This window comes from Streptomyces sp. NPDC004051 (genome assembly GCF_053604275.1).
Window position 1 is genome coordinate 39,943 of record NZ_JBSGHG010000045.1, and the last position, 18,714, is coordinate 58,656.

An 18,714-nucleotide genomic window follows, 5' to 3' on the forward strand; every position below is an offset into this window, starting at 1 on the left:
GCCCTTTTTTCACCATCCGTTCGGTGTTGGGGCGACTTCGGGGCATGGCCGAATCGCGTACCCCGCACCGGCGGTGCGGGGTACGCGCTACCGGCTCGGGGGCGGGCCGTCGAGGGGGCGGCCCAGCACTCCGGGCCGCCGCTGCCAGGGGAGCGGCCCGGTGGGCGGGCGGTGGGCGACGCCCAGGGCGTCGAGGCGCCGGCGGTGGGCGGTCATTCGCCGTTCGAAATCGGCGAAGTCCCGTTCCGCGGGGGCCGGCAGCGCGCTCCAGGCGACCTCGGCGAAGGCGGCCAGCCGGGGGAAGACCTGGTAGTCCACCCGGTCCTGGGTCTCCATCACCTCGGACCACGCGTTGGCCTGGGTGCCCAGGATCCGCCCGGCCTCCTCGGCCGTCAGCCGCGGCGGCACGGGCTCGAACCGGTAGACGTCCTCCAGGGTGCGCACGTACCCGATCGGTACCGGCTCGTCGGGGCCCGCGTCCTGCCGGTGGTCCAGGTAGACGTGCTGCTCGGGGCACATGACCACGTCGTGCCCCGCGCGGGCGGCGGCGATCCCGCCGGCGTAGCCGCGCCAGGACGACACGGCGGCGCCCGGGGCGAGCCCTCCCTCCAGGATCTCGTCCCAGCCGATCAGCCGGCGCCCCCGCGCGGCGAGCCAGGCGGCGAAGTGCCCGATGAACCAGGACTGGAGGGCGTCCTCGTCGGCCAGGCCGAGATCCCTGATCCGCTGCTGCGCGGCGGCCGACGCACGCCACTGGTCCTTGGGGCATTCGTCGCCGCCGAGGTGCACGAAACCCGAGAAGGGGGTGAAGGAAGTGGAGGGGCCGGCGTCCGCGGGGAACAGTTCCAGGACTTCCTCGAGCACCCCTTCGTAGAAACGCAGGGTGTCGTCGGTGGGGGCGAGTACGTTCGGATTGATCCCCCAGGTGTCCCAGACGGTCAGGGAGGCGGTGTCGACGACATCGGTGTTGCCGAGTTCCGGATACGCGGCGATGGCGGCCTGCGAGTGCCCGGGCACGTCGATTTCCGGTACGACGCTGATATGCCGCTCGGCGGCGTAGGCGACGATCTCGCGGATGTCGTCCTGTGTGTAGTGGCCACCGTGCGGTGTGTCGTCCCACAGCGGTGACGCCCGGTGCCCGATTTTCGTCCGGGCCCGCCAGGAACCGATCTCGGTCAGCCTGGGATACCGCTTGATCTCGATGCGCCACCCCTGATCATCCGTCAGATGAAAGTGGAGGACGTTGAGTTTGTGCGCCGCCATCAGATCGAGATAGCGCAGCACGCCTTCCTTGGGCATGAAGTGCCGGGCGACGTCGAGCATGAGTCCGCGCCAGCGGAAGCGGGGGGAATCCTCGATCGTCACGTGCGGCACCGCCCACACCCGGCCGCGGCCGATCGGGGCCCTGCGGTACGCGTCGGGGCCGAGGAGCTGCCGCAGCGTCTGGGCGCCCCGGAAGACGCCGGCCGCGCCGCCGCCCTCGATCAGGACGCCCGTCGAGTCGCTGACCAGGCGGTACTCCTCGGGACCGAGCCCGGAATCGAGCCGGAGCCCGATGCCGTCGCCTTCCGCTTCGTCGGGGCTGTCGGGGTTGCCGGTTTTCCGCCCTTCGCGCAACGGCAGGCCGGTCGCCTGCCCGAGGACGGTGCGCAGCCATTGACCGACGCCCTCCGTCCCGGGACCGGCGTGGAGCCGGGAGCGCGCCGTCAGCCGCACCTCGCCGGAACCGGCGACGACGCTGCGGGGCGCCGGGATCAGTTCGCTCATGTCACTCCTTCACCGCTCCGCCCAGTCCGGAGACCAGGCGCCGCTGTACGAGTACGAAGAAGACCAGCACCGGGATCGTCATCACCGTGGACGCCGCCATCACGCCGCCCCAGTCCGGCTCGTCCGGCTTGTAGAAGACCAGCAGGGCCATCGGCAGCGTCGACTGCGAGATGTCGCTGATGATGAAGGACTTGGCGAACAGGAAGTCGTTCCAGGTGGAGATGAAGGAAAACACACTGGTGGCCACGAGCCCCGGCAGAACGAGCGGGAAAAGGATCTGCCACAGGAACCGCGCGCGGCTCGCTCCGTCGATGTACGCGGCCTCCTCCAGCGCCTCGGGAACGGCTTTCACGAACCCCCGCAGCATCCAGATCGCGAACGGCAGCGAGAACGCGATGTGCGGCAGGATCAGCGACCACAGCGTGTTCAACTGACCGAGGTCCCGCATGAGGAAGAACAGCGGAATCGTCAGCGCCTCCACGGGCACCATCTGGGCCACCAGAAACATGATCAGCAGGGTGGTCCGCATACGGAACCTGAATCGCGTCACGGCGGTCGCCGCGAGAAAGGCGATCAGCGCCGAGGCGATCACCACGGTGACCGCGACGACCACGCTGTTGACGAAGTACCGGCCGAATTCCTGTTGCCCGAACACCCGTCGGAAGGAGTCCAGGGTGGGTGTCAGGGTCCACGGCCGGGGCCGGTCCGACTCGATCTCGCCGGCCGGTTTGAAGGCGCCCAGCACCATCCAGTAGAGCGGGAAGGCCACCACCGCCGCCACGAGCAGCGCCGTCGCCTCGGCCGCGAGCCGCCACGGACGCCGTACGAACCGGCGCACGGGATTCCCCCGGCGTGCCCCGCCCGGGCCCACGAGGCTCACAGTTCCTCCCCCTGGCGGCGCAGCAGCCGCAGGTACAGCAGCGTGACGGCGAGCAGGATCAGCAGCATCACCACGCCGATCGCGGCGCCGAGGCTGTACTGCGAGGAGGCGAACGCCTTCTGGTAGGCGTAGACGTTCAGGACCAGGTTCTGGCCGGCGATGCCGCCGCCGCCCGTCATGACGTAGATCTGGGTGAAGACCTTGAAGTCCCAGATCACCGACTGGATGGTGACGACCACCAGGATCGGCCGGAGCATCGGGGCGAGCACCGAGCGCCAGATACGCCACTGCGAGGCGCCGTCCAGGGCGGCGGCCTCCAGCACCTCGGCGGGCACGGCGCGGATGCCGGCGTAGACGGTGACCATCACGAACGGGAAGGAGCACCAGACCACTTCGAGCAGGACCAGGAAGAAGGCGCTGTACCGCCCGTACGTCCACGCGTGGTCGCCGAGGCCCAGCACCCGGTTCACCGGGCCGAAGTCGGCGTCGAAGAGGAACAGCCACACCGTGGAGCCGGTGACGGCCGGGGTCGCCCAGGCGCCGAGCGCGGCCAGCATCAGGGCGAGCCGGGGCACGGCGCGCACCCGGGTGAGCAGCACGGCGAGCGCGCAGCCGACGGCCAGGGTGGACACCACGCAGGCCGCCGCGAACAGCACGGTGGCCAGCAGCACCTGCCAGAACTGGTCGTCGGCGAAGAGCTCGGCGTAGTTGCCGAACCCCTCGAAGGTGGTCGGTTCGCCGCCGCTGACCTGTGCCTGGGTGTAGTGGAAGAGCGAGATCAGGCCGAGTTGGTAGACCGGATAGGCGAGCAGCCCCCCGAGGACGACGAGGGCCGGCGCCAGGTACAGCCAGGGGGTGAGGCCCTTACCGCGGCGCCGGGGGCCTCGCGGCTCGTGGGGGGCGGGGGCCGTGCGGAGCGCGGGGCGCTTCCGCACGGCCACCGTGTCCTGTACCGCCATCGGCTCAGCCCACCGAGCCGAACGCCTCGTTCATCTTCCGCGCCGCGTCCTCAGCGGCAGCGTCCACGTCCTTCTTGCCGCTGACGACCTCCTGGAACATCGTCGGCAGCACCAGCGAGGAGTCGATCTGCGCCCAGGCCGGCGAGGCCGGCACGAACTTGGTGTCGGCGGCGAGGGTCTCGACGAACGGCTTCAGGAACGGCTCCTTCGCGGCCGCCTGCTGCCGCACGTCGGAGAAGGTCGGCAGGAAGCCCATCGCGTCGAACAGTTCGCCCTGCGCCTCCTTCGAGGCGAGCCGCCGCATCAGGTCGACGGCGAGGGTGCGGTGCGAAGTCGACTTCAGGACCCCCAGGTTGTTCCCGCCCGCGAAAGCGGGGGCGATGGAACCGGGCCGTACTCCCGGCAGCGGCACGACCGCGTACCGGCCCTTCACCTTGCCGGCCTCGACGGCCGCGTGGCTGAAGTCGCCGCCGATCGCCATGGCGGCCTTGCCCGCGGCGAAGGCGGTCACCGTGTCGTTGCCGCCCATGCCGGCGCACTTGGCGGCCGGGCAGTTGTCGTCGCCGAAGAGGGAGGTGTACGCCTCGATGCCCTTGCGGGCGGCGGGGGTGTCGATCGCGGAGGCGTACGAGCCTCCCTTGCCGGTGGCGAGCTCGCCGCCGTGGGCCCAGATGAAGGGCATCGCTCCGTAGGTGTAGGCGCCGCCGACGGCGATGCCGTACAACTCCGGCTTCGCGGCGCGGATCTTCCGGGCCGTGGAGATCAGTTCGGCCTGTGACCTGGGCGCCTCGAGCCCGAGTTCCTCGAAGACGTCGGTGCGGTAGTAGAGCGCGCGGACGCCGACGAAGTACGGCGCCCCGTAGACCCTGCCGTCGACGGTGACCGACTGCCGGGCGGTCGGATCGGTGTCCTTCGCCTCGTCCCAGTCGCCGAACTCCTCGGTGACGTCGGCGAGTCCGCCGTCCTTGACGTATCCGGCGGTGTCCGTGTTGCCGTACTCGACGAGGTCGGGCGCGGACTTCGGGTCGTTGAAGGCGGCCTTGATGCGCTGGGCGCGGGTCTCGACCGGGATGTACTCGACGGTGACCTCGGCGCCGTCGTGCGCCTTCTCGAATCCGGCGACGACGGACTCGACGACCTCCTCCTTGGGCGCGTTGTTGACTTCCTGGAAGAGCCAGACGCGTAAGGTGCCGGTCTTCTCGTCCTCGGCGGAGGAGGAGCCCGAGGAAGTCTGCGGCGCGCAGGCGGCGGTGGCGAGGACGGCCGCGAGAGCGACCAGGCGGACGGACAACTTCATGGACTGCTTCCTCCGGTGAGGCGTTGCAACATACGCAATGAAGGTTTCGCCGTGCACAACAACAACGGAGGTTAGGTACTGGGTGAACCGGCCCACAAGAGGTCTCGACCACTCTGTGACCGGCAGAAGCACTCCGCGCAACGCACGGGCAGCGCAAAGGCCCCCAGGGCGCGCAAAACGCACCCGGGGGGCCCTGGTCGCGTCCGGACGGCTGTGCGGGTCCGGACGACTCCGCAAAGGGTTCGCGGGAGGGCGGGGGCTACTTTCCGCCCTTGCCCTTGCCGCCCTTGCCGCCCTCGTCGTCGCCGCCGCTCATGGACTCGTAGATCTCCTTGCACATGGGGCAGACGGGGTACTTCTTGGGATCCCGGCCCGGCACCCACACCTTGCCGCACAGCGCCACGACGGGCGTGCCGTCGAGTGCGCTCGCCATGATCTTGTCCTTCTGGACGTAGTGGGCGTAGCGCTCGTGGTCGCCGTCGCCGTGGGACGTCTGCGGCGTCGGCTCGACGAGGGTCCCCGTACCAGTCCCGCGCTCGGGCTCAAGAGTGCTCATAAGGCAAAGGGTACTGAAGCTCACGCGCATCAGTTGAGCGAAGGGTCGTCCGGATACGTGGCCACCATCGCCAGCTCACCCCGTTGGCGGCGCAGCACCTCGCGCCAGAGCCGCTCGGGCGACGGGGACGAGACGTCGCCGGGCTCCGACTCGACGACGTACCAGGCGCCGTCCGCCAGTTCCTCCTCCAGCTGGCCGGGGCCCCAGCCCGCGTACCCGGCGAAGATGCGCAGCGAGCCGAGGGCGGAGGCGAGCAGCTCGGGCGGCGCCTCCAGGTCGACCAGCCCGATCGCGCCGTGCACCTGGCGCCAGCCCAGCGGTGCGGCCCCGTTCCCCGCCCCGCCGGGGACGACGGCGACGCCTAGGGCCGAGTCCAGTGACACCGGGCCGCCCTGGAAGACGACCCCCGGTTCGCCGGCCAGGTCCCCCCAGCCCTCCAGGATGTCCGCCACGTCCACCGGGGTCGGCCGGTTGAGGACGACACCCAGGGAACCCTCCTCGTCGTGGTCGAGGAGGAGCACCACCGCACGGTCGAAGTTCGGGTCCGCCAGGGCGGGAGTGGCCACGAGCAGCCGCCCTGTGAGCGAGGACACCTCGGTCATGCCAGACATGATCCCGCATCTTCCCTTCCCGTGGGGAGGCAATCGGGGGTGCGCGGGTGAACCGGGCCGCGCGGCGGCGGAGCCGCCTGGTCGAGCCGTGTCCCGAACGGCCCGCGACCGGGGGCCCGGGGGCCCGGCGGGCGTACGGGAGCACCCCCGGCGCACAGAACGGCGGTGACCCCGAGTGGCCGCCGGGGAACTGCCCGTGTCGTGGGGGCGGTGGGGCGGGGCCGGAGCGTACACGGGCTGACAGCGCCCGGCGAGAGGACGACTAGGCTTGCCTTCCTGGCCCCTGCCCCCCTCCACGGAACGCGAGATTCATGACCGTCAACGGAGCTGAAGACGTCCTGCTTGTCCACGGCGGAACCCCGCTGGAGGGTGAGATCCGGGTCCGCGGTGCGAAGAACCTCGTACCGAAGGCCATGGTCGCCGCCCTGCTGGGCAGCGAGCCGAGCCGACTGGGCAACGTTCCGGACATCCGTGACGTCCGGGTCGTGCGCGGGCTGCTGCAGCTGCACGGGGTGACGGTGCGTCCGGGCGACGAGCCCGGTGAACTGGTGCTCGACCCGACGCGGGTGGAGAGCGCCAACGTCGCCGACATCGACGCCCACGCGGGTTCCTCGCGCATCCCGATCCTGTTCTGCGGACCGCTGCTGCACCGTCTCGGGCACGCGTTCATCCCCGGTCTGGGCGGCTGCGACATCGGCGGCCGGCCGATCGACTTCCACTTCGACGTGCTGCGGCAGTTCGGCGCGACCATCGAGAAGCGGGCGGACGGCCAGTACCTGGAGGCCCCGCAGCGGCTGCGCGGCACGAAGATCAAGCTGCCGTACCCGTCCGTCGGCACGACGGAGCAGGTGCTGCTGACGGCGGTCCTCGCGGAGGGCGTCACCGAGCTGTCCAACGCGGCGGTGGAGCCGGAGATCGAGGACCTGATCTGCGTCCTGCAGAAAATGGGCGCGATCATCGCGATGGACACCGACCGGACCATCCGCATCACCGGTGTGGACAAGCTCGGCGGCTACAACCACCGTGCCCTCCCCGACCGCCTGGAGGCCGCCTCCTGGGCGTCCGCGGCGCTGGCCACCGAGGGCAACATCTACGTCCGCGGCGCCCAGCAGCGCTCGATGATGACGTTCCTGAACACCTACCGGAAGGTGGGCGGCGCCTTCGAGATAGACGACGAGGGCATCCGCTTCTGGCACCCCGGCGGCCAGCTCAAGTCCATCGCGCTGGAGACGGACGTCCACCCGGGTTTCCAGACCGACTGGCAGCAGCCGCTGGTGGTCGCCCTGACGCAGGCGACCGGGCTGTCCATCGTCCACGAGACGGTCTACGAGTCCCGGCTCGGCTTCACCTCGGCGCTCAACCAGATGGGCGCGCACATCCAGCTCTACCGCGAGTGCCTGGGCGGCTCGCACTGCCGTTTCGGCCAGCGCAACTTCCTCCACTCGGCCGTCGTCTCGGGCCCGACCCGGCTCCAGGGCGCCGATCTGGTCATCCCCGACCTGCGCGGCGGCTTCTCCTACCTGATCGCCGCCCTCGCCGCCCAGGGCACGTCCCGCGTCCACGGCATCGGCCTGATCAACCGCGGCTACGAGAACTTCATGGAGAAGCTGGTCGAGCTGGGGGCGAAGGTCGAACTCCCCGGCAAGGCCCTCGGCTGACCCGCTCCCCGAGCCCCCGGCCCCCGACCGGCCGGGGGCAAGGCCCTCGGTCGGCTTGATCCGGTCCTGCCGAAAGGGCGGCCACCCGTTCGGGTGGCCGCCCTTTTGACGTCACTGTGCGTCGTACGCCGTCCCGGGACGTACGAACGGCAGGATCACTTGCCCTTGGCGGCTTCCTTGAGCTTCGAGCCCGCGGAGACCTTCACGCTGTAGCCGGCCGGGATCTGGATCGGCTCACCGGTCTGCGGGTTGCGCGCGGTGCGAGCGGCACGGTGGGTGCGCTCGAAGGTCAGGAAACCGGGGATGGTGACCTTCTCGTCCCCCTTGGAGACGATGTCGCCGACGATGTCGGCGAACGCGGCCAGCACGGCGTCGGCGTCCTTGCGGGTCACCTCGGCGCGGTCGGCCAGCGCGGCCACCAGCTCACTGCGGTTCATGTTGTTACTCCCGTGTTCTTCTTGCCGTTGAGGCGTGCCACGCGGCAGGGCCGCACGCAGGGCACGGTCGAGCCGATGCTGCCAGGGTCCTCGGTGAGGGCCCGGACCCGGGTCCTGTCGGGCCCGCACGCCCCTGGAGGTGCTGCCCCCTGGACGTTGTCCTGGTGCAGCATCCTGCCTCTACCTGCGGCAGTAACGCCAATCCGGCACCCGCGGGAACCGTGAGAACACCCGTGGGAGTCACCCATGGGGGTCATACGGGGAACGCGGCGGCCTGATGTCGGTGACACTGCGTCCGCTTCCGGCAGCAGAGCGCGGGAGCCGGGGGCGGAACCCTTGGTGTACGGCCGCCACGATAGAGCGCGGCCGTACACCAAGGGTTCCACGACGCGCCGGTCGCACACCTGTCGTGGTGATGGTCACAGCGGCGCGGCCCGGCCCGGGGGCCGCTAGGAGGCGGAGGCCGGGGTCCGCGTCAGCTTCGCCGCCTCCCGCACGGCGTCGGCGACCGCGCCCGCGACCCTGTCGTTGAACACGCTCGGGATGATGTAGTTCGGGTTCAGCTCGTCCTCGGTGACCACGTCGGCGAGGGCCTGCGCGGCGGCGAGCATCATCTCCGTGTTGACGGTGCGGGACTGGGCGTCCAGCAGGCCGCGGAAGACGCCCGGGAAGACCAGCACGTTGTTGATCTGGTTCGGGAAGTCGGAGCGGCCGGTGGCCACCACGGCCGCGGTCTCGCGGGCGACGGCCGGTTCCACCTCGGGGTCGGGGTTCGCGAGCGCGAAGACGACCGCGCCCTCGGCCATCGCGGCGATGTCCGCGCCGTCGAGGACGTTCGGGGCGGAGACGCCGATGAAGACGTCCGCGCCGCGCACGGCCTCCTTCAGGGTGCCCGTCAGGTTCTCCGGGTTGGTGTGGTCGGCGATCCAGCGCAGCGGGGAGTCGGCGGGGGTGTCCACCAGGTCCTCGCGGCCCGCGTGCACCACGCCGTGGATGTCGGCCACGACGGCGTTCTTCACACCGGCCGCGAGCAGCAGCTTCAGGATGGCCGTGCCGGCCGCGCCGGCGCCGGACATGACGACCCTGATGTTCTCGATGGTCTTGCCGGTGACCCGCAGCGCGTTGGTCAGGGCCGCCAGGACGACGATCGCGGTGCCGTGCTGGTCGTCGTGGAAGACGGGGATGTCGAGGGCCTCGCGCAGCCGGGCCTCGATCTCGAAGCAGCGCGGCGCGGAGATGTCCTCCAGGTTGATGCCGGCGAACCCCGGGGCGATGGCCTTGACGATCTCGACGATCGCGTCGGTGTCCTGGGTGTCGAGGCAGATCGGCCAGGCGTCGATGCCGGCGAACCGCTTGAACAGGGCGGCCTTGCCCTCCATCACGGGCAGGGCGGCCTTGGGGCCGATGTTGCCCAGGCCGAGCACGGCGGAGCCGTCCGTCACGACCGCAACGGAGTTGCGCTTGATGGTGAGGCGGCGGGCGTCCTCGGGGTTCTCGGCGATCGCCATGCAGACGCGGGCCACACCCGGCGTGTAGACCATGGAGAGGTCGTCACGGTTGCGGATGGGGTGCTTGGACGCCATCTCGATCTTGCCGCCGAGGTGCATCAGGAACGTACGGTCCGAGACCTTGCCCAGCGTGACGCCCTCGATGTCGCGGAGCTTCTCCACGATCTCGTCGGCGTGGGCGGTGGAGGTGGCCGCGATGGTGACGTCGATCCGGAGCCGCTCGTGCCCGGACGCGGTGACGTCGAGGCCGGTGACCGTGCCGCCGGAGGACTCCACGGCGGTGGTGAGCTGGGAGACGGAGGTCCCGCTCGACGGCACCTCCAGCCGGATGGTCATCGAGTAGGAGACGCTGGGCGCCGTTGCCATGGCCGACTTCCTCTGCTTTCACCTGTAGCTGTTCGTGCCGTCCGATCGTCGCACCTACCCCTGAGTACGCGGTAGCCGCCTCCTATTGCGAACGTTTTGTTCGCGCGGAAAGCGGGTATCTGCGGCATCTTTCGGAAAGACCGTTCCACCATACGAGAGGCAGGGGGCGCGCGTAAGCCGCTGTGCGGGACGGTCCGCGGCCGGCACGGTAGCGGGGACGCGGGAGGCCCATGTCACCCGGAAGTGACATGGGCCTCTCGGTCGATCGGTGACACCGACCCGCCATGCTCGCCTCGCGGCAAGTGGTCGCTCGCAGCGACGAAGGTTGGGCCCGGGGGCTTGGATCGGGCCGGTGTCACTTGCCAGGCTAACAAACGGATGGCGCGGGGCCATTCCCCCGGGAACCTTTTTCCGGGTTCAGTCCCGGAGCAGGTCCGGCACCCCGGCGGTGTCCGGCTCGTCCCGTTCCGTCGAGACGACGGTGAGCTGCTGGGTCGCCCGGGTCAGGGCGACGTACAGGACGCGCAGGCCGGCCGGGGACTCGTCGGCGATCTCGGCCGGGGAGACCACGATCGTCGCGTCGTACTCCAGGCCCTTGGCCTCCAGGCTGCCGAGGGCCACCGCGCGGTCCCCCAGCCCGTCGAGCCAGCGCCGCGCCTCTTCCCGGCGCTGCATGGCGACGACCACTCCGACCGTGCCGTCCACCCGCTCCAGCAGCCGGGCCGTCTCCGCGCGCACGGTCTCGCCCGGCGCGCCCTCCGCGACGACGAAGCGCGGCTCGACGCCCGTGGAGCGCACCGCCCTCGGCGCCTCGGCGCCGGGCATGGCGAGCGCCAGCACCTTGGCGGCGAGGCCGGCGATCTCGGCCGGGTTGCGGTAGTTCACGGTGAGCTCGAAGCGGCGGCGGGGCCTGCTGCCGAGGGCCTCGTCGCGGGCCTGGGCGGCCTCGTCGGGGTCGGACCAGGAGGACTGGGCGGGGTCGCCGACGATCGTCCAGGTGGCGTGCCGGCCGCGCCGGCCGACCATGCGCCACTGCATCGGGGTGAGGTCCTGGGCCTCGTCGACGATCACGTGGGCGTACTCGGTGCGCTCCTGGGCGAGGCGTTCGGCCCGCTCGCGCTGCGACTCCTCGCGCACCGGCATCAGCTCCTCGAGGCCGGTGAGCTGGTCCAGGGGGTCGAGTTCGCGCCTGCGCCGGGGCCGGGCGGGGGCGCCGAGGAGGGCCTGGAGCTCGTCGAGCAGGGCGATGTCGTGCACCGAGCGGCCGTCCCGGCGCAGCGAACGGGCGACCCGGCGGACCTCGCCCGGGTTGAGGATCCGCCGGGCCCAGCGGCCGAGGCGCCGCTCGTCCGCCATGGCGTCCAGCACGGCGGCCGGGGTCAGCTCGGGCCACCAGGCGTCGAAGAAGGCGAGGAAGTCGTCCTCGGTGGTGACGTCCTCGTCGAAGGAGGAGCGCAGTTCGGCGGCGAGCTCCGGGTCGGTGTGCCGGCCGGCCGCGCCGGAGCGCTCCCACAGCGCGTCCAGCAGCAGCTTGCGGGCGCGGGGGCGCAGCAGGTTCACCGGCGCGGTGCCGCCGAGGGCGGCGTGGCGGACGGCCGCCAGCTCGTCGGCCTCCAGTTCGATCCGCCGGCCGAAGGCGACGACCCGCAGCCGGGTCGGCGTGCCACCGTGCTCCAGCGCGCCGCGGGCGGCCTTCCTGAGCACCTTGAGCATGCGGTACGAGCCCTTGGCGCGGGCCACGGCCGGGGCGTCGTACAGGGTGGCGCCGGACGCGTCGTCGGTCAGGGAGCCGATGGCGCGGATGGCGACCTGGCCCTCCTCGCCGAGGGAGGGCAGCACGCCCTCGGTGTAGGCGACCAGGAGCGGGGTGGGCGAGACGATCAGGATGCCGCCCGCGTACCGGCGCCGGTCCTGGTAGAGCAGGTAGGCCGCGCGGTGCAGGGCGACGGCGGTCTTGCCGGTGCCGGGGCCGCCCTCGACGTAGGTCACGGAGGCGGCGGGGGCGCGGATCACCAGGTCCTGCTCGGCCTGGATGGAGGCCACGATGTCCCGCATGCTGTGGGTACGGGCCTGGCCGAGCGCGGCCATCAGGGCGCCGTCGCCGACGGCGGGCAGCTCGCGGCCGTCCAGGAAGGCCGTCAGCTCGGGGCGCATCAGGTCGTCCTCGACGCCGAGGACCCGGCGGCCCTTGGAGCGGATGACGCGCCGGCGCACCACCCGGCCCGGGTCGACCGGGGTGGACCGGTAGAAGGGGGCGGCGGCGGGCGCCCGCCAGTCGATGACCAGCGGGGAGTACTCCTCGTCGAGGACACCGATGCGGCCGATGTGCAGGGTCTCGGCGATGTCGGCGGTGTTGTCGGGGCGGACGGCGCCCTCGGCGGGCTCGACGGCGGTGTAGGCGCCGTCGGGTCCCTTCTTGCCGTCCTTGCCCCGGAGCAGGTCGATCCGGCCGAAGAGGAAGTCCTCGAACTCGTTGTTCAGCCGGTTGAGGTGGACGCCGGCCCGGAAGACCTGGGCGTCCCGTTCGGCGAGTGCGCCGGGGGTGCCGACCTGACCGCCCCGGGCGGCGTCGTGCATGAGGAACTCGGCCTCGTGGATCTTCTCCTCGAGCCGTCGGTACACCTGGTCGAGATGTACCTGTTCGGCATCGATCTCCCGGTCGCGAACGGAGTCGTGAACCGGATCGACCGCGGTTTCCTGCTGTGCCTGAGCGGCCACCGGGCCCCCTTCTGACGTGCTGGGCAGCCGTCAACCGTACGCGAAGGGGGCCCCGTGAGGCTACGCGTCCACCTCGACCAGCTTCTCGCCGTCGAAGTTGATGACCTCGAACTTGTCGATGTCGTTGAGGTCCAGCGACGCTCCGCCCTGGACGTAGAGCGGCTGCTTGGCCTTGTCCGTCTTGGCGTCCGCCAGGCCGTAGCCCCATTCCGGGACGGACCAGGTGGTGACGGTTTCCCGCTCGCCGTTCTTGCCGATGGCGATCAGCACGCACTTCTCGGGACCCTTGACGTTCGTCAGCTGCGTGACGACGCCGGTGCCCCAGTCCTTCTTCTGCAGCGCCAGGGTCACGGACACCTTGGTGCCCGGGTCGGTGGCCGTGATCTTGTCGGGGATCTGCTCGAAGAGGTCCTGCGCGGGGTTCGCGGAGAGGGTCTGGCTGGTGCCGTTGCCCCCGCCGCCCCCGCCGTCGTTGCCGCCGTTAGCCGCGACGGCCACGAAGGGGCCGCTGACGATCAGGGCGCCGGCGGCGGCCACCATGTAGAAGTTGCGGCGGCGCTTCTTGGCGCGGCGCTCGGCGACCTCGTCGACCAGCTTCTCCACCACGCGCGGCGCCGGCTTGGCCGACAGCGACTCGCCGAGCGACGGTGTGCCGGTGCCGGGCAGGTCCGCGAGGGCGGCCAGCATCGGCTCCATGCCGGCGAGTTCGTCGAGCTGCTGGGCGCACCACTCGCAGCTCGCGAGGTGCGCCTCGAACGCTGTCGCCTCGGCATCGTCGAGGATGCCGAGAGCGTAGGCGCCGACGGTCTCATGTTCGTTCGGCACCGGTGATCCCTGCATGACACCAGACATACCCGAACCACCCGCGCCGAATCCCTGGTTTCCCCCGTACCCGTTCATCACGCCGTCACCCCCCGCTCCTCCAGTGCCAGCTTCATCGAACGCAGGGCGTAGAAGACCCTGGAGCGGACCGTGCCGCTGGGTATGCCCAGCGTCTCGGCCGCCTCATTGACCGTACGTCCCTTGAAGTACGTCTCGACGAGCACCTCCCGGTGAGCCGGGGTCAGGTCGTCGAGTGCGTCCGACAGCGTCATCAGCCACAGCGCCTTGTCGATCTCGTCCTCCGCGGGGATGACCTCCAGCGGCGACGGATCGACCTCCTGCGGCCGGGCCTGCCGGCTGCGGTGGCCGTCGATGACGATGCGCCGGGCGACCGTCACCAGCCAGGGGCGTACCGAACCGGTGGCTCGGTTGAGCTGACCGGCGTTCTTCCAGGCACGGATGAGCGTCTCCTGCACGACGTCCTCGGCGCGCTGCCGGTCTCCGGCGACCAGGCGCAGGACATAGGCGAGCAAGGGTCCCGCGTGTTCTCGGTACAGCGCACGCATCAACTCCTCGTCAGGTTCGCTCGAAGACGAAGACGATGATGAGGGCGATGAGGACGCAGACATGCGATGTCGGGCCCTCGCTCCACGTTCATTGGCCACGGCCGCATCCTTGCGCACGCCCACCTCCGGTGTCCGGGGGATCCCCCAGTCGCTTGCTCGACAACCGGTACGGACGGGGTGGGCCGGGTGTTCAACGCGGGGCGAGAGTTTTCCGCGGAGCGGGGGGAAGAGCGGGACATGGGAGCACATTCCCCCCGCTTCTCCTTCACATTCCCGCCACAGTGGCCGGTCCGGCCGGGCTGCCCGCCCGGCGCGGGGGTCAAACGAGGTGTAAGCGAAGTCACTTCGCGGGGTGGAGAGCGAAAGCCGCATACGGGACGGCGGAGTTGGGGGGAGGAAGACGCGAAAGGGCCGGGACGGGGGTGAGGGCGGGTCAGGTGCGGGTCAGGGCGGCGGCCCTGCGGCGGTGGCGGGCCACCCGTTCGCGGTTTCCGCAGATCTCGCTGGAGCACCAGCGCCTGCGGCGGCCGCGCGAGGTGTCCAGGTAGACGATCGGGCAGTTGTCGCCCTCGCACTGCCGCAGGCTCGCGCGCGCGAGCGGGTCGGTGAGCAGGTCCACGGCGTCCCGGGCGATCACCGCGAGCAGGGCCGCGCTGCCGGGCGGCCCGTCCAGCCGCCGCACCAGCGCCCCGTCGTCACCGGGAACCGCCCGCGGCGCCGGGGGCGCGGCACGGGCGAGGTCGTTGACGCGGGCGAGCGCGCGGGCGTACGCCGGGGTGCCGGGCGCCGGCCGGCCGCGCACCAGGCGGGCGAGGTGCCCGCGCAGTTCGCGGAAGGCGGCCGGCCAGGAGCCGTCGGCGTGGGCCAGCGGGGTGCCCGCCGGGACGAGTCCGGAACCGGTGATCCAGGCGCACACCACCTCGACGGAGCCGAGCCGTTCCTCGGGATGCGCGGTCGCGAGGAGATCCAGACAGATCCGCCCGGTGTCGAACCGCAGCTCGTGGGGCGCCGTGACCGTACCCAGTGCCATGTGCCTGTCACCGCCTAGGGTTCGCCCCGACCGCGTGGGGGCCGGTGCGGAGCGAGTGGGAAGTCCGTCCCGGAAACCCGCTCCCTCCTACAGTGCCCGCCCGCTCCCCCGGCCGGAACCCCCCGGCCTCAGTCCTCGGCGTACTCCGGTTCCGCGTACCCCGGCTCCGCGTGCGGGTCCAGGGCGAGGCGGTAGCCGCGTTTGACGACCGTCCGGATCAGTTCCGGCGTGCCGAGGGCGGTGCGCAGGCGGGCCATCGCGGTCTCCACCGCGTGTTCGTCCCGCCCGGCGCCCGGCAGCGCGCGCAGCAGGTCCGCGCGGGCGACGACCCAACCGGGCCGGCGGGCCAGCTCCCGCAGCAGCGACATCCCCGCGGGCGGTACGGGGCGCAGCTCGCCGTCCACCACGACCGCGTGACCCCGGATCTCCAGCCGGTGCCCGGCGACCGCCAACGAGCGGGCCCGGCCGGGCAGTTCCCGGCAGAGCAGCTGGACCAGCGGGCCGAGGCGGAAGCGTTCCGGGTGGACGGTGTCGATGCCCCGGTCCTGCAGCGGCAGGGCGGTGACCGGGCCGACGCAGGCGGGCAGGACGTCGTGGCCCAGGGCGGCGAGGACCTCGTCGAGCATCCCGCGCTGTTCGGCCCGGGACAGCAGGGACGCGACGGCGGGCGCGCTGGTGAAGGTGACCGCGTCCAGGGTCCGGGCGACGGCCGCGTCCAGCAGCCGGTCGACGGGACCGAGGTCCTCCGGCGGCATCCACCGGTAGACCGGCACCCCCACCACCTCCGCTCCCCGGGCCCGCAGCGACTCCACGAACCCGGGCAGCGGTTCGCCGTGCAGCTGGAGGACGATCCGCAGTCCGTCGACGCCCTCCGCCAGCAGCCGGTCGAGCACCTCGGCCATCGACTCCGAGGACGGCGACCACTCCTCCGTCAGCCCGGCCGCCCGGATCGCGCCCTTGACCTTCGGTCCGCGCGCCAGGATCCGCGCCCCGCGCAGCCTCGCCAGCAGCTCCTCGCCCAGCCCCCAGCCGTCGGCGGCCTCGACCCAGCCGCGGAAGCCGATCGCCGTCGTGGCGACGGCGATGTCCGGGGCCCGCTCGATGATCTCCTTGGTCGCGGCCAGCAGCTCGCCGTCGTCGGCGAGCGGCACGATCCGCAGGGCCGGGGCGTGCAGCACGGCGGCGCCCCGCCGCTGGAGCAGCGCGCCCAGATCCTCGGCCCGGCGCGCGGCGGTCACGCCGACGGTGAAGCCCGCGAGGGGCCCGTGCTCCGGTGACTGCTCTTGTTCGTCGTCCATCATTCTCGGATTCTCGGATTCCCGGACTCTCGTCCCGCACTCGAGTCGGTGTGCTGCGTGAGACGCGGCTCGGCCTCGTGCCGACCGACTCTGCCCATGCTCCATGACGGGCCCGGTTCGGCTTCGTGTCCCCCGTGTTACGTCACACCCGGGCGTGGCTGACCCGCGGCTCCTCCGCCACGGCCGTCGTGCCGGCCGGGCGCGCCGGGCGGCGGAGGTACACGGCCCAGGTGACCGCCAGGCAGACCGCGTAGAAGGCCAGGAAGGCGACGAAGGCGCCGGTGCCGGAGCCGGAGCCGTGGGAGAGGTAGGACTGGCGGAAGGCCAGGTTGATGCCGACCCCGCCGAGCGCGCCCACCGCGCCGATCAGCCCCATGGCGGCCCCGGACAGCCGACGCCCGTACGCCACCGCCGCCTCGCCCCTCAGTCCCCGGGCCCGCGCCTCGGCCCGGAAGATGCCCGGGATCATCTTGTACGTCGAGCCGTTGCCGAGGCCGGTGAGCACGAACAGCACCACGAAGGCGACGGTGAACAGTGCCAGGGACTCCTGTGTGGAGGCGACGATCAGCACTCCGGTCGCCGCGCCCATGCCGACGAAGTTCCACAGCGTGATCCGTGAGCCGCCGTACCGGTCGGCGAGCCGTCCGCCCACCGGGCGGGCCAGGGAGCCCAGCAGCGGGCCGAGGAAGGTGACGTACGCGGCCTGCAACGGCGTACGGCCGAACTCGTTCTGGAGCACCGTCCCGAAGGCGAAGCTGTAGCCGATGAACGAGCCGAAGGTGCCGACGTAGAGGAGGGACATGATCCAGGTGTGCGGCTCCCGGACGGCGTCCTTGGCGGCACCGGTGTCGTTCCTCACGGAGGCCAGGTTGTCCATGTGGAGCCCGGCGAGCACGGCGGCGGCGACGATCAGCGGGACGTAGAGGCCGAGCAGCACCCGCGGTCCGCCGCCCGCCCCGATGACCGCGAGGGCGGCGAGCTGGATCACCGGGACGCCGAGGTTCCCGCCGCCGGCGTTCAGGCCGAGCGCCCAGCCCTTCCTCCACAGCGGGAAGAAGGCGTTGATGTTGGTCATGGAGGAGGCGAAGTTGCCGCCGCCGATGCCTGCCAGCAGGCCGACCAGCAGGAACGTGGAGAAGGACGTCCCCGGTTCCATCACGGCGAACGCGGCGACCGTGGGGACGAGCAGCAGGGCGGCGGAGACGACCGTCCAGTTCCGCCCGCCGAAGACCGCGACGGCGAAGGTGTACGGGACCCGGACCACGGCGCCGACCAGCGTCACCAGGGACGTCAGCAGGAACTTGTCGGCCGGGGTCAGCCCGTACTCCGGGCCCATGAAGAGCACCAGCACCGACCACATCGTCCACACCGAGAACCCGATGTGCTCGGACAGCACCGAGAAGAGGAGGTTCCGTCGGGCGACCTTCTCCCCGGTCCGGTGCCAGAAGTCCTCGTCCTCGGGGTCCCAGTGCTGGATCCAGCGACCGCCAGAAGCCGTCATGACGCCTCCACTGCTCTCCGGGACGCGGCGGACGGATGCCGCGAGGGACTGTCCCGAAGATAGGAAGACGGCGTTTCCGCCCTGTGCCGGCGGATGACCACCGGGGAACGTCGCCCTCACTCCCGGCGGGTGCGAGCCGAGAGGCGCCGGGCGTGCCGGTACGCCGCGGGCGCCGTACCGCAGCTCGACACCGTCGAGCCGGACACCCACCACGGAGGCCGCGGATTCCTGGACGCGGAGGCTCAGTCGGCCGAGTACCGCGCCGTCATGGCCGGCCCGCGCCTCGCCCTCTCCCCGCCTCCTGGACCGCCCGCCTCACGCACGGCGCGAAGTGACCGTCTCACCTGCCGCCGATGATCCGTACGGCGGCTCCGCCGGCCGTGAGCGCCAGCCCTGCCAGCAGGACGGGAAGGCCGGGGCCCGGAAGGACGTACATGAGGGCTCCGGCCACGGTGGCCACGGCTCCGACGGACATCAGCACGGTGCCGAGGGAAAAATCGTTCACGAGGGTCTCCTGACCGGTGCGGCGGTCCACCGCACCGAAGCGTGAGCACTTCGGCCACTGCTGTCCCGATACTGCTCATGCGGGCGTCTGCGTGACACATGCCCGCCGACTGCTCACGGTTTTCGGCACGGCATCCGTCTCCGGCCCGGGGGCCGCCGGAACCCCTGTCCGGCGGCCCCCGGCCGGGTCGCACGGCCACGCCAGATCGGAAGAGCGGCGGGTAGGGAAAGAGTGT

At 71.5% G+C, this 18,714-nt stretch carries 16 protein-coding genes; 1 reads left to right on the forward strand and 15 read right to left on the reverse strand.

From position 1 onward, the window contains the following. Nucleotides 1-87 precede the first annotated feature (87 nt). The 6 genes from ACWEQO_RS30865 to ACWEQO_RS30890 all read right to left on the reverse strand — a co-directional run bounded on the left by ACWEQO_RS30865 (nt 88) and on the right by ACWEQO_RS30890 (nt 6,061). Nucleotides 88-1,767, reverse strand: coding sequence for a beta-N-acetylhexosaminidase (locus tag ACWEQO_RS30865; RefSeq protein ID WP_452986011.1), 1,680 nt, complete (start codon nt 1,765-1,767; stop codon nt 88-90). Nucleotide 1,768: 1 nt separating this feature from the next. Next, nucleotides 1,769-2,638, reverse strand: a complete 870-nt coding sequence (locus ACWEQO_RS30870) for a carbohydrate ABC transporter permease (protein ID WP_452986016.1) — start codon at nt 2,636-2,638, stop codon at nt 1,769-1,771. A 5-nt stretch (nt 2,639-2,643) separates the two neighbouring features. Next, nucleotides 2,644-3,606: a carbohydrate ABC transporter permease gene (locus tag ACWEQO_RS30875; protein WP_452986012.1), complete on the reverse strand. Its 963-nt coding sequence runs from the start codon at nt 3,604-3,606 to the stop codon at nt 2,644-2,646. A 4-nt stretch (nt 3,607-3,610) separates the two neighbouring features. Further along, on the reverse strand, nt 3,611-4,903 hold the full coding sequence (locus ACWEQO_RS30880; RefSeq protein ID WP_452986013.1) for an extracellular solute-binding protein: 1,293 nt from the start codon (nt 4,901-4,903) through the stop codon (nt 3,611-3,613). 259 nt (nt 4,904-5,162) lie between these two features. Then, the gene (locus tag ACWEQO_RS30885) at nt 5,163-5,459 is read right to left on the reverse strand and encodes a DUF3039 domain-containing protein (RefSeq protein ID WP_279335692.1); all 297 of its coding nucleotides are present in this window, start codon (nt 5,457-5,459) and stop codon (nt 5,163-5,165) included. A gap of 29 nt (nt 5,460-5,488) precedes the next feature. Continuing rightward, nucleotides 5,489-6,061 carry a YqgE/AlgH family protein gene (locus ACWEQO_RS30890; protein WP_361448880.1) on the reverse strand — a complete coding sequence of 191 codons (573 nt, stop codon included), beginning with the start codon at nt 6,059-6,061 and terminating at the stop codon, nt 5,489-5,491. 320 nt (nt 6,062-6,381) lie between these two features. Between ACWEQO_RS30890 and murA the strand changes: the two genes are divergently transcribed. Next, the gene (gene murA, locus ACWEQO_RS30895; protein WP_361448877.1) at nt 6,382-7,728 is read left to right on the forward strand and encodes a UDP-N-acetylglucosamine 1-carboxyvinyltransferase; all 1,347 of its coding nucleotides are present in this window, start codon (nt 6,382-6,384) and stop codon (nt 7,726-7,728) included. A 155-nt stretch (nt 7,729-7,883) separates the two neighbouring features. Here the strand turns inward: murA and ACWEQO_RS30900 are convergent, their stop codons facing one another. The 9 genes from ACWEQO_RS30900 to ACWEQO_RS30940 form a co-directional block, all read right to left on the reverse strand. Next, nucleotides 7,884-8,165 carry an HU family DNA-binding protein gene (locus ACWEQO_RS30900; protein WP_042173245.1) on the reverse strand — a complete coding sequence of 94 codons (282 nt, stop codon included), beginning with the start codon at nt 8,163-8,165 and terminating at the stop codon, nt 7,884-7,886. 449 nt (nt 8,166-8,614) lie between these two features. Continuing rightward, on the reverse strand, nt 8,615-10,039 hold the full coding sequence (locus ACWEQO_RS30905) for an NAD-dependent malic enzyme (RefSeq protein WP_361448874.1): 1,425 nt from the start codon (nt 10,037-10,039) through the stop codon (nt 8,615-8,617). Between the two features lie 417 nt (nt 10,040-10,456). Next, nucleotides 10,457-12,757: a HelD family protein gene (locus ACWEQO_RS30910; RefSeq protein ID WP_452986014.1), complete on the reverse strand. Its 2,301-nt coding sequence runs from the start codon at nt 12,755-12,757 to the stop codon at nt 10,457-10,459. 60 nt (nt 12,758-12,817) lie between these two features. Then, complete coding sequence (locus ACWEQO_RS30915) at nt 12,818-13,582, reverse strand: anti-sigma factor family protein (protein WP_361448869.1); 765 nt, start codon at nt 13,580-13,582, stop codon at nt 12,818-12,820. A gap of 74 nt (nt 13,583-13,656) precedes the next feature. Continuing rightward, a complete protein-coding gene (locus tag ACWEQO_RS30920) occupies nt 13,657-14,268 on the reverse strand; it encodes a sigma-70 family RNA polymerase sigma factor (RefSeq protein WP_361448866.1) in 612 nt (203 codons plus the stop codon). Between the two features lie 310 nt (nt 14,269-14,578). Next, entirely contained in the window at nt 14,579-15,175 is a 597-nt protein-coding gene (locus tag ACWEQO_RS30925; protein WP_361448863.1) for a CGNR zinc finger domain-containing protein, read from the reverse strand. A gap of 128 nt (nt 15,176-15,303) precedes the next feature. Continuing rightward, nucleotides 15,304-16,473 carry a uroporphyrinogen-III synthase gene (locus ACWEQO_RS30930; RefSeq protein WP_452986017.1) on the reverse strand — a complete coding sequence of 390 codons (1,170 nt, stop codon included), beginning with the start codon at nt 16,471-16,473 and terminating at the stop codon, nt 15,304-15,306. 142 nt (nt 16,474-16,615) lie between these two features. After that, nucleotides 16,616-17,974 carry a nitrate/nitrite transporter gene (locus tag ACWEQO_RS30935; protein ID WP_452986015.1) on the reverse strand — a complete coding sequence of 453 codons (1,359 nt, stop codon included), beginning with the start codon at nt 17,972-17,974 and terminating at the stop codon, nt 16,616-16,618. A gap of 340 nt (nt 17,975-18,314) precedes the next feature. Beyond that, nucleotides 18,315-18,479: a hypothetical protein gene (locus ACWEQO_RS30940; protein WP_361448857.1), complete on the reverse strand. Its 165-nt coding sequence runs from the start codon at nt 18,477-18,479 to the stop codon at nt 18,315-18,317. Nucleotides 18,480-18,714: the final 235 nt, after the last annotated feature.

Bases quoted from the DNA above. Each gene is read 5' to 3' on its own strand.
- ACWEQO_RS30865 (WP_452986011.1), bottom strand. From the start codon at position 1,767: ATGAGCGAACTGATCCCGGCGCCCCGCAGCGTCGTCGCCGGTTCCGGC.
- ACWEQO_RS30875 (WP_452986012.1), bottom strand. From the start codon at position 3,606: ATGGCGGTACAGGACACGGTGGCCGTGCGGAAGCGCCCCGCGCTCCGC.
- ACWEQO_RS30880 (WP_452986013.1), bottom strand. From the start codon at position 4,903: ATGAAGTTGTCCGTCCGCCTGGTCGCTCTCGCGGCCGTCCTCGCCACC.
- ACWEQO_RS30885 (WP_279335692.1), bottom strand. From the start codon at position 5,459: ATGAGCACTCTTGAGCCCGAGCGCGGGACTGGTACGGGGACCCTCGTC.
- ACWEQO_RS30890 (WP_361448880.1), bottom strand. From the start codon at position 6,061: ATGACCGAGGTGTCCTCGCTCACAGGGCGGCTGCTCGTGGCCACTCCC.
- murA (WP_361448877.1), top strand. From the start codon at position 6,382: ATGACCGTCAACGGAGCTGAAGACGTCCTGCTTGTCCACGGCGGAACC.
- ACWEQO_RS30900 (WP_042173245.1), bottom strand. From the start codon at position 8,165: ATGAACCGCAGTGAGCTGGTGGCCGCGCTGGCCGACCGCGCCGAGGTG.
- ACWEQO_RS30905 (WP_361448874.1), bottom strand. From the start codon at position 10,039: ATGGCAACGGCGCCCAGCGTCTCCTACTCGATGACCATCCGGCTGGAG.
- ACWEQO_RS30925 (WP_361448863.1), bottom strand. From the start codon at position 15,175: ATGGCACTGGGTACGGTCACGGCGCCCCACGAGCTGCGGTTCGACACC.
- ACWEQO_RS30930 (WP_452986017.1), bottom strand. From the start codon at position 16,473: ATGGACGACGAACAAGAGCAGTCACCGGAGCACGGGCCCCTCGCGGGC.
- ACWEQO_RS30935 (WP_452986015.1), bottom strand. From the start codon at position 17,974: ATGACGGCTTCTGGCGGTCGCTGGATCCAGCACTGGGACCCCGAGGAC.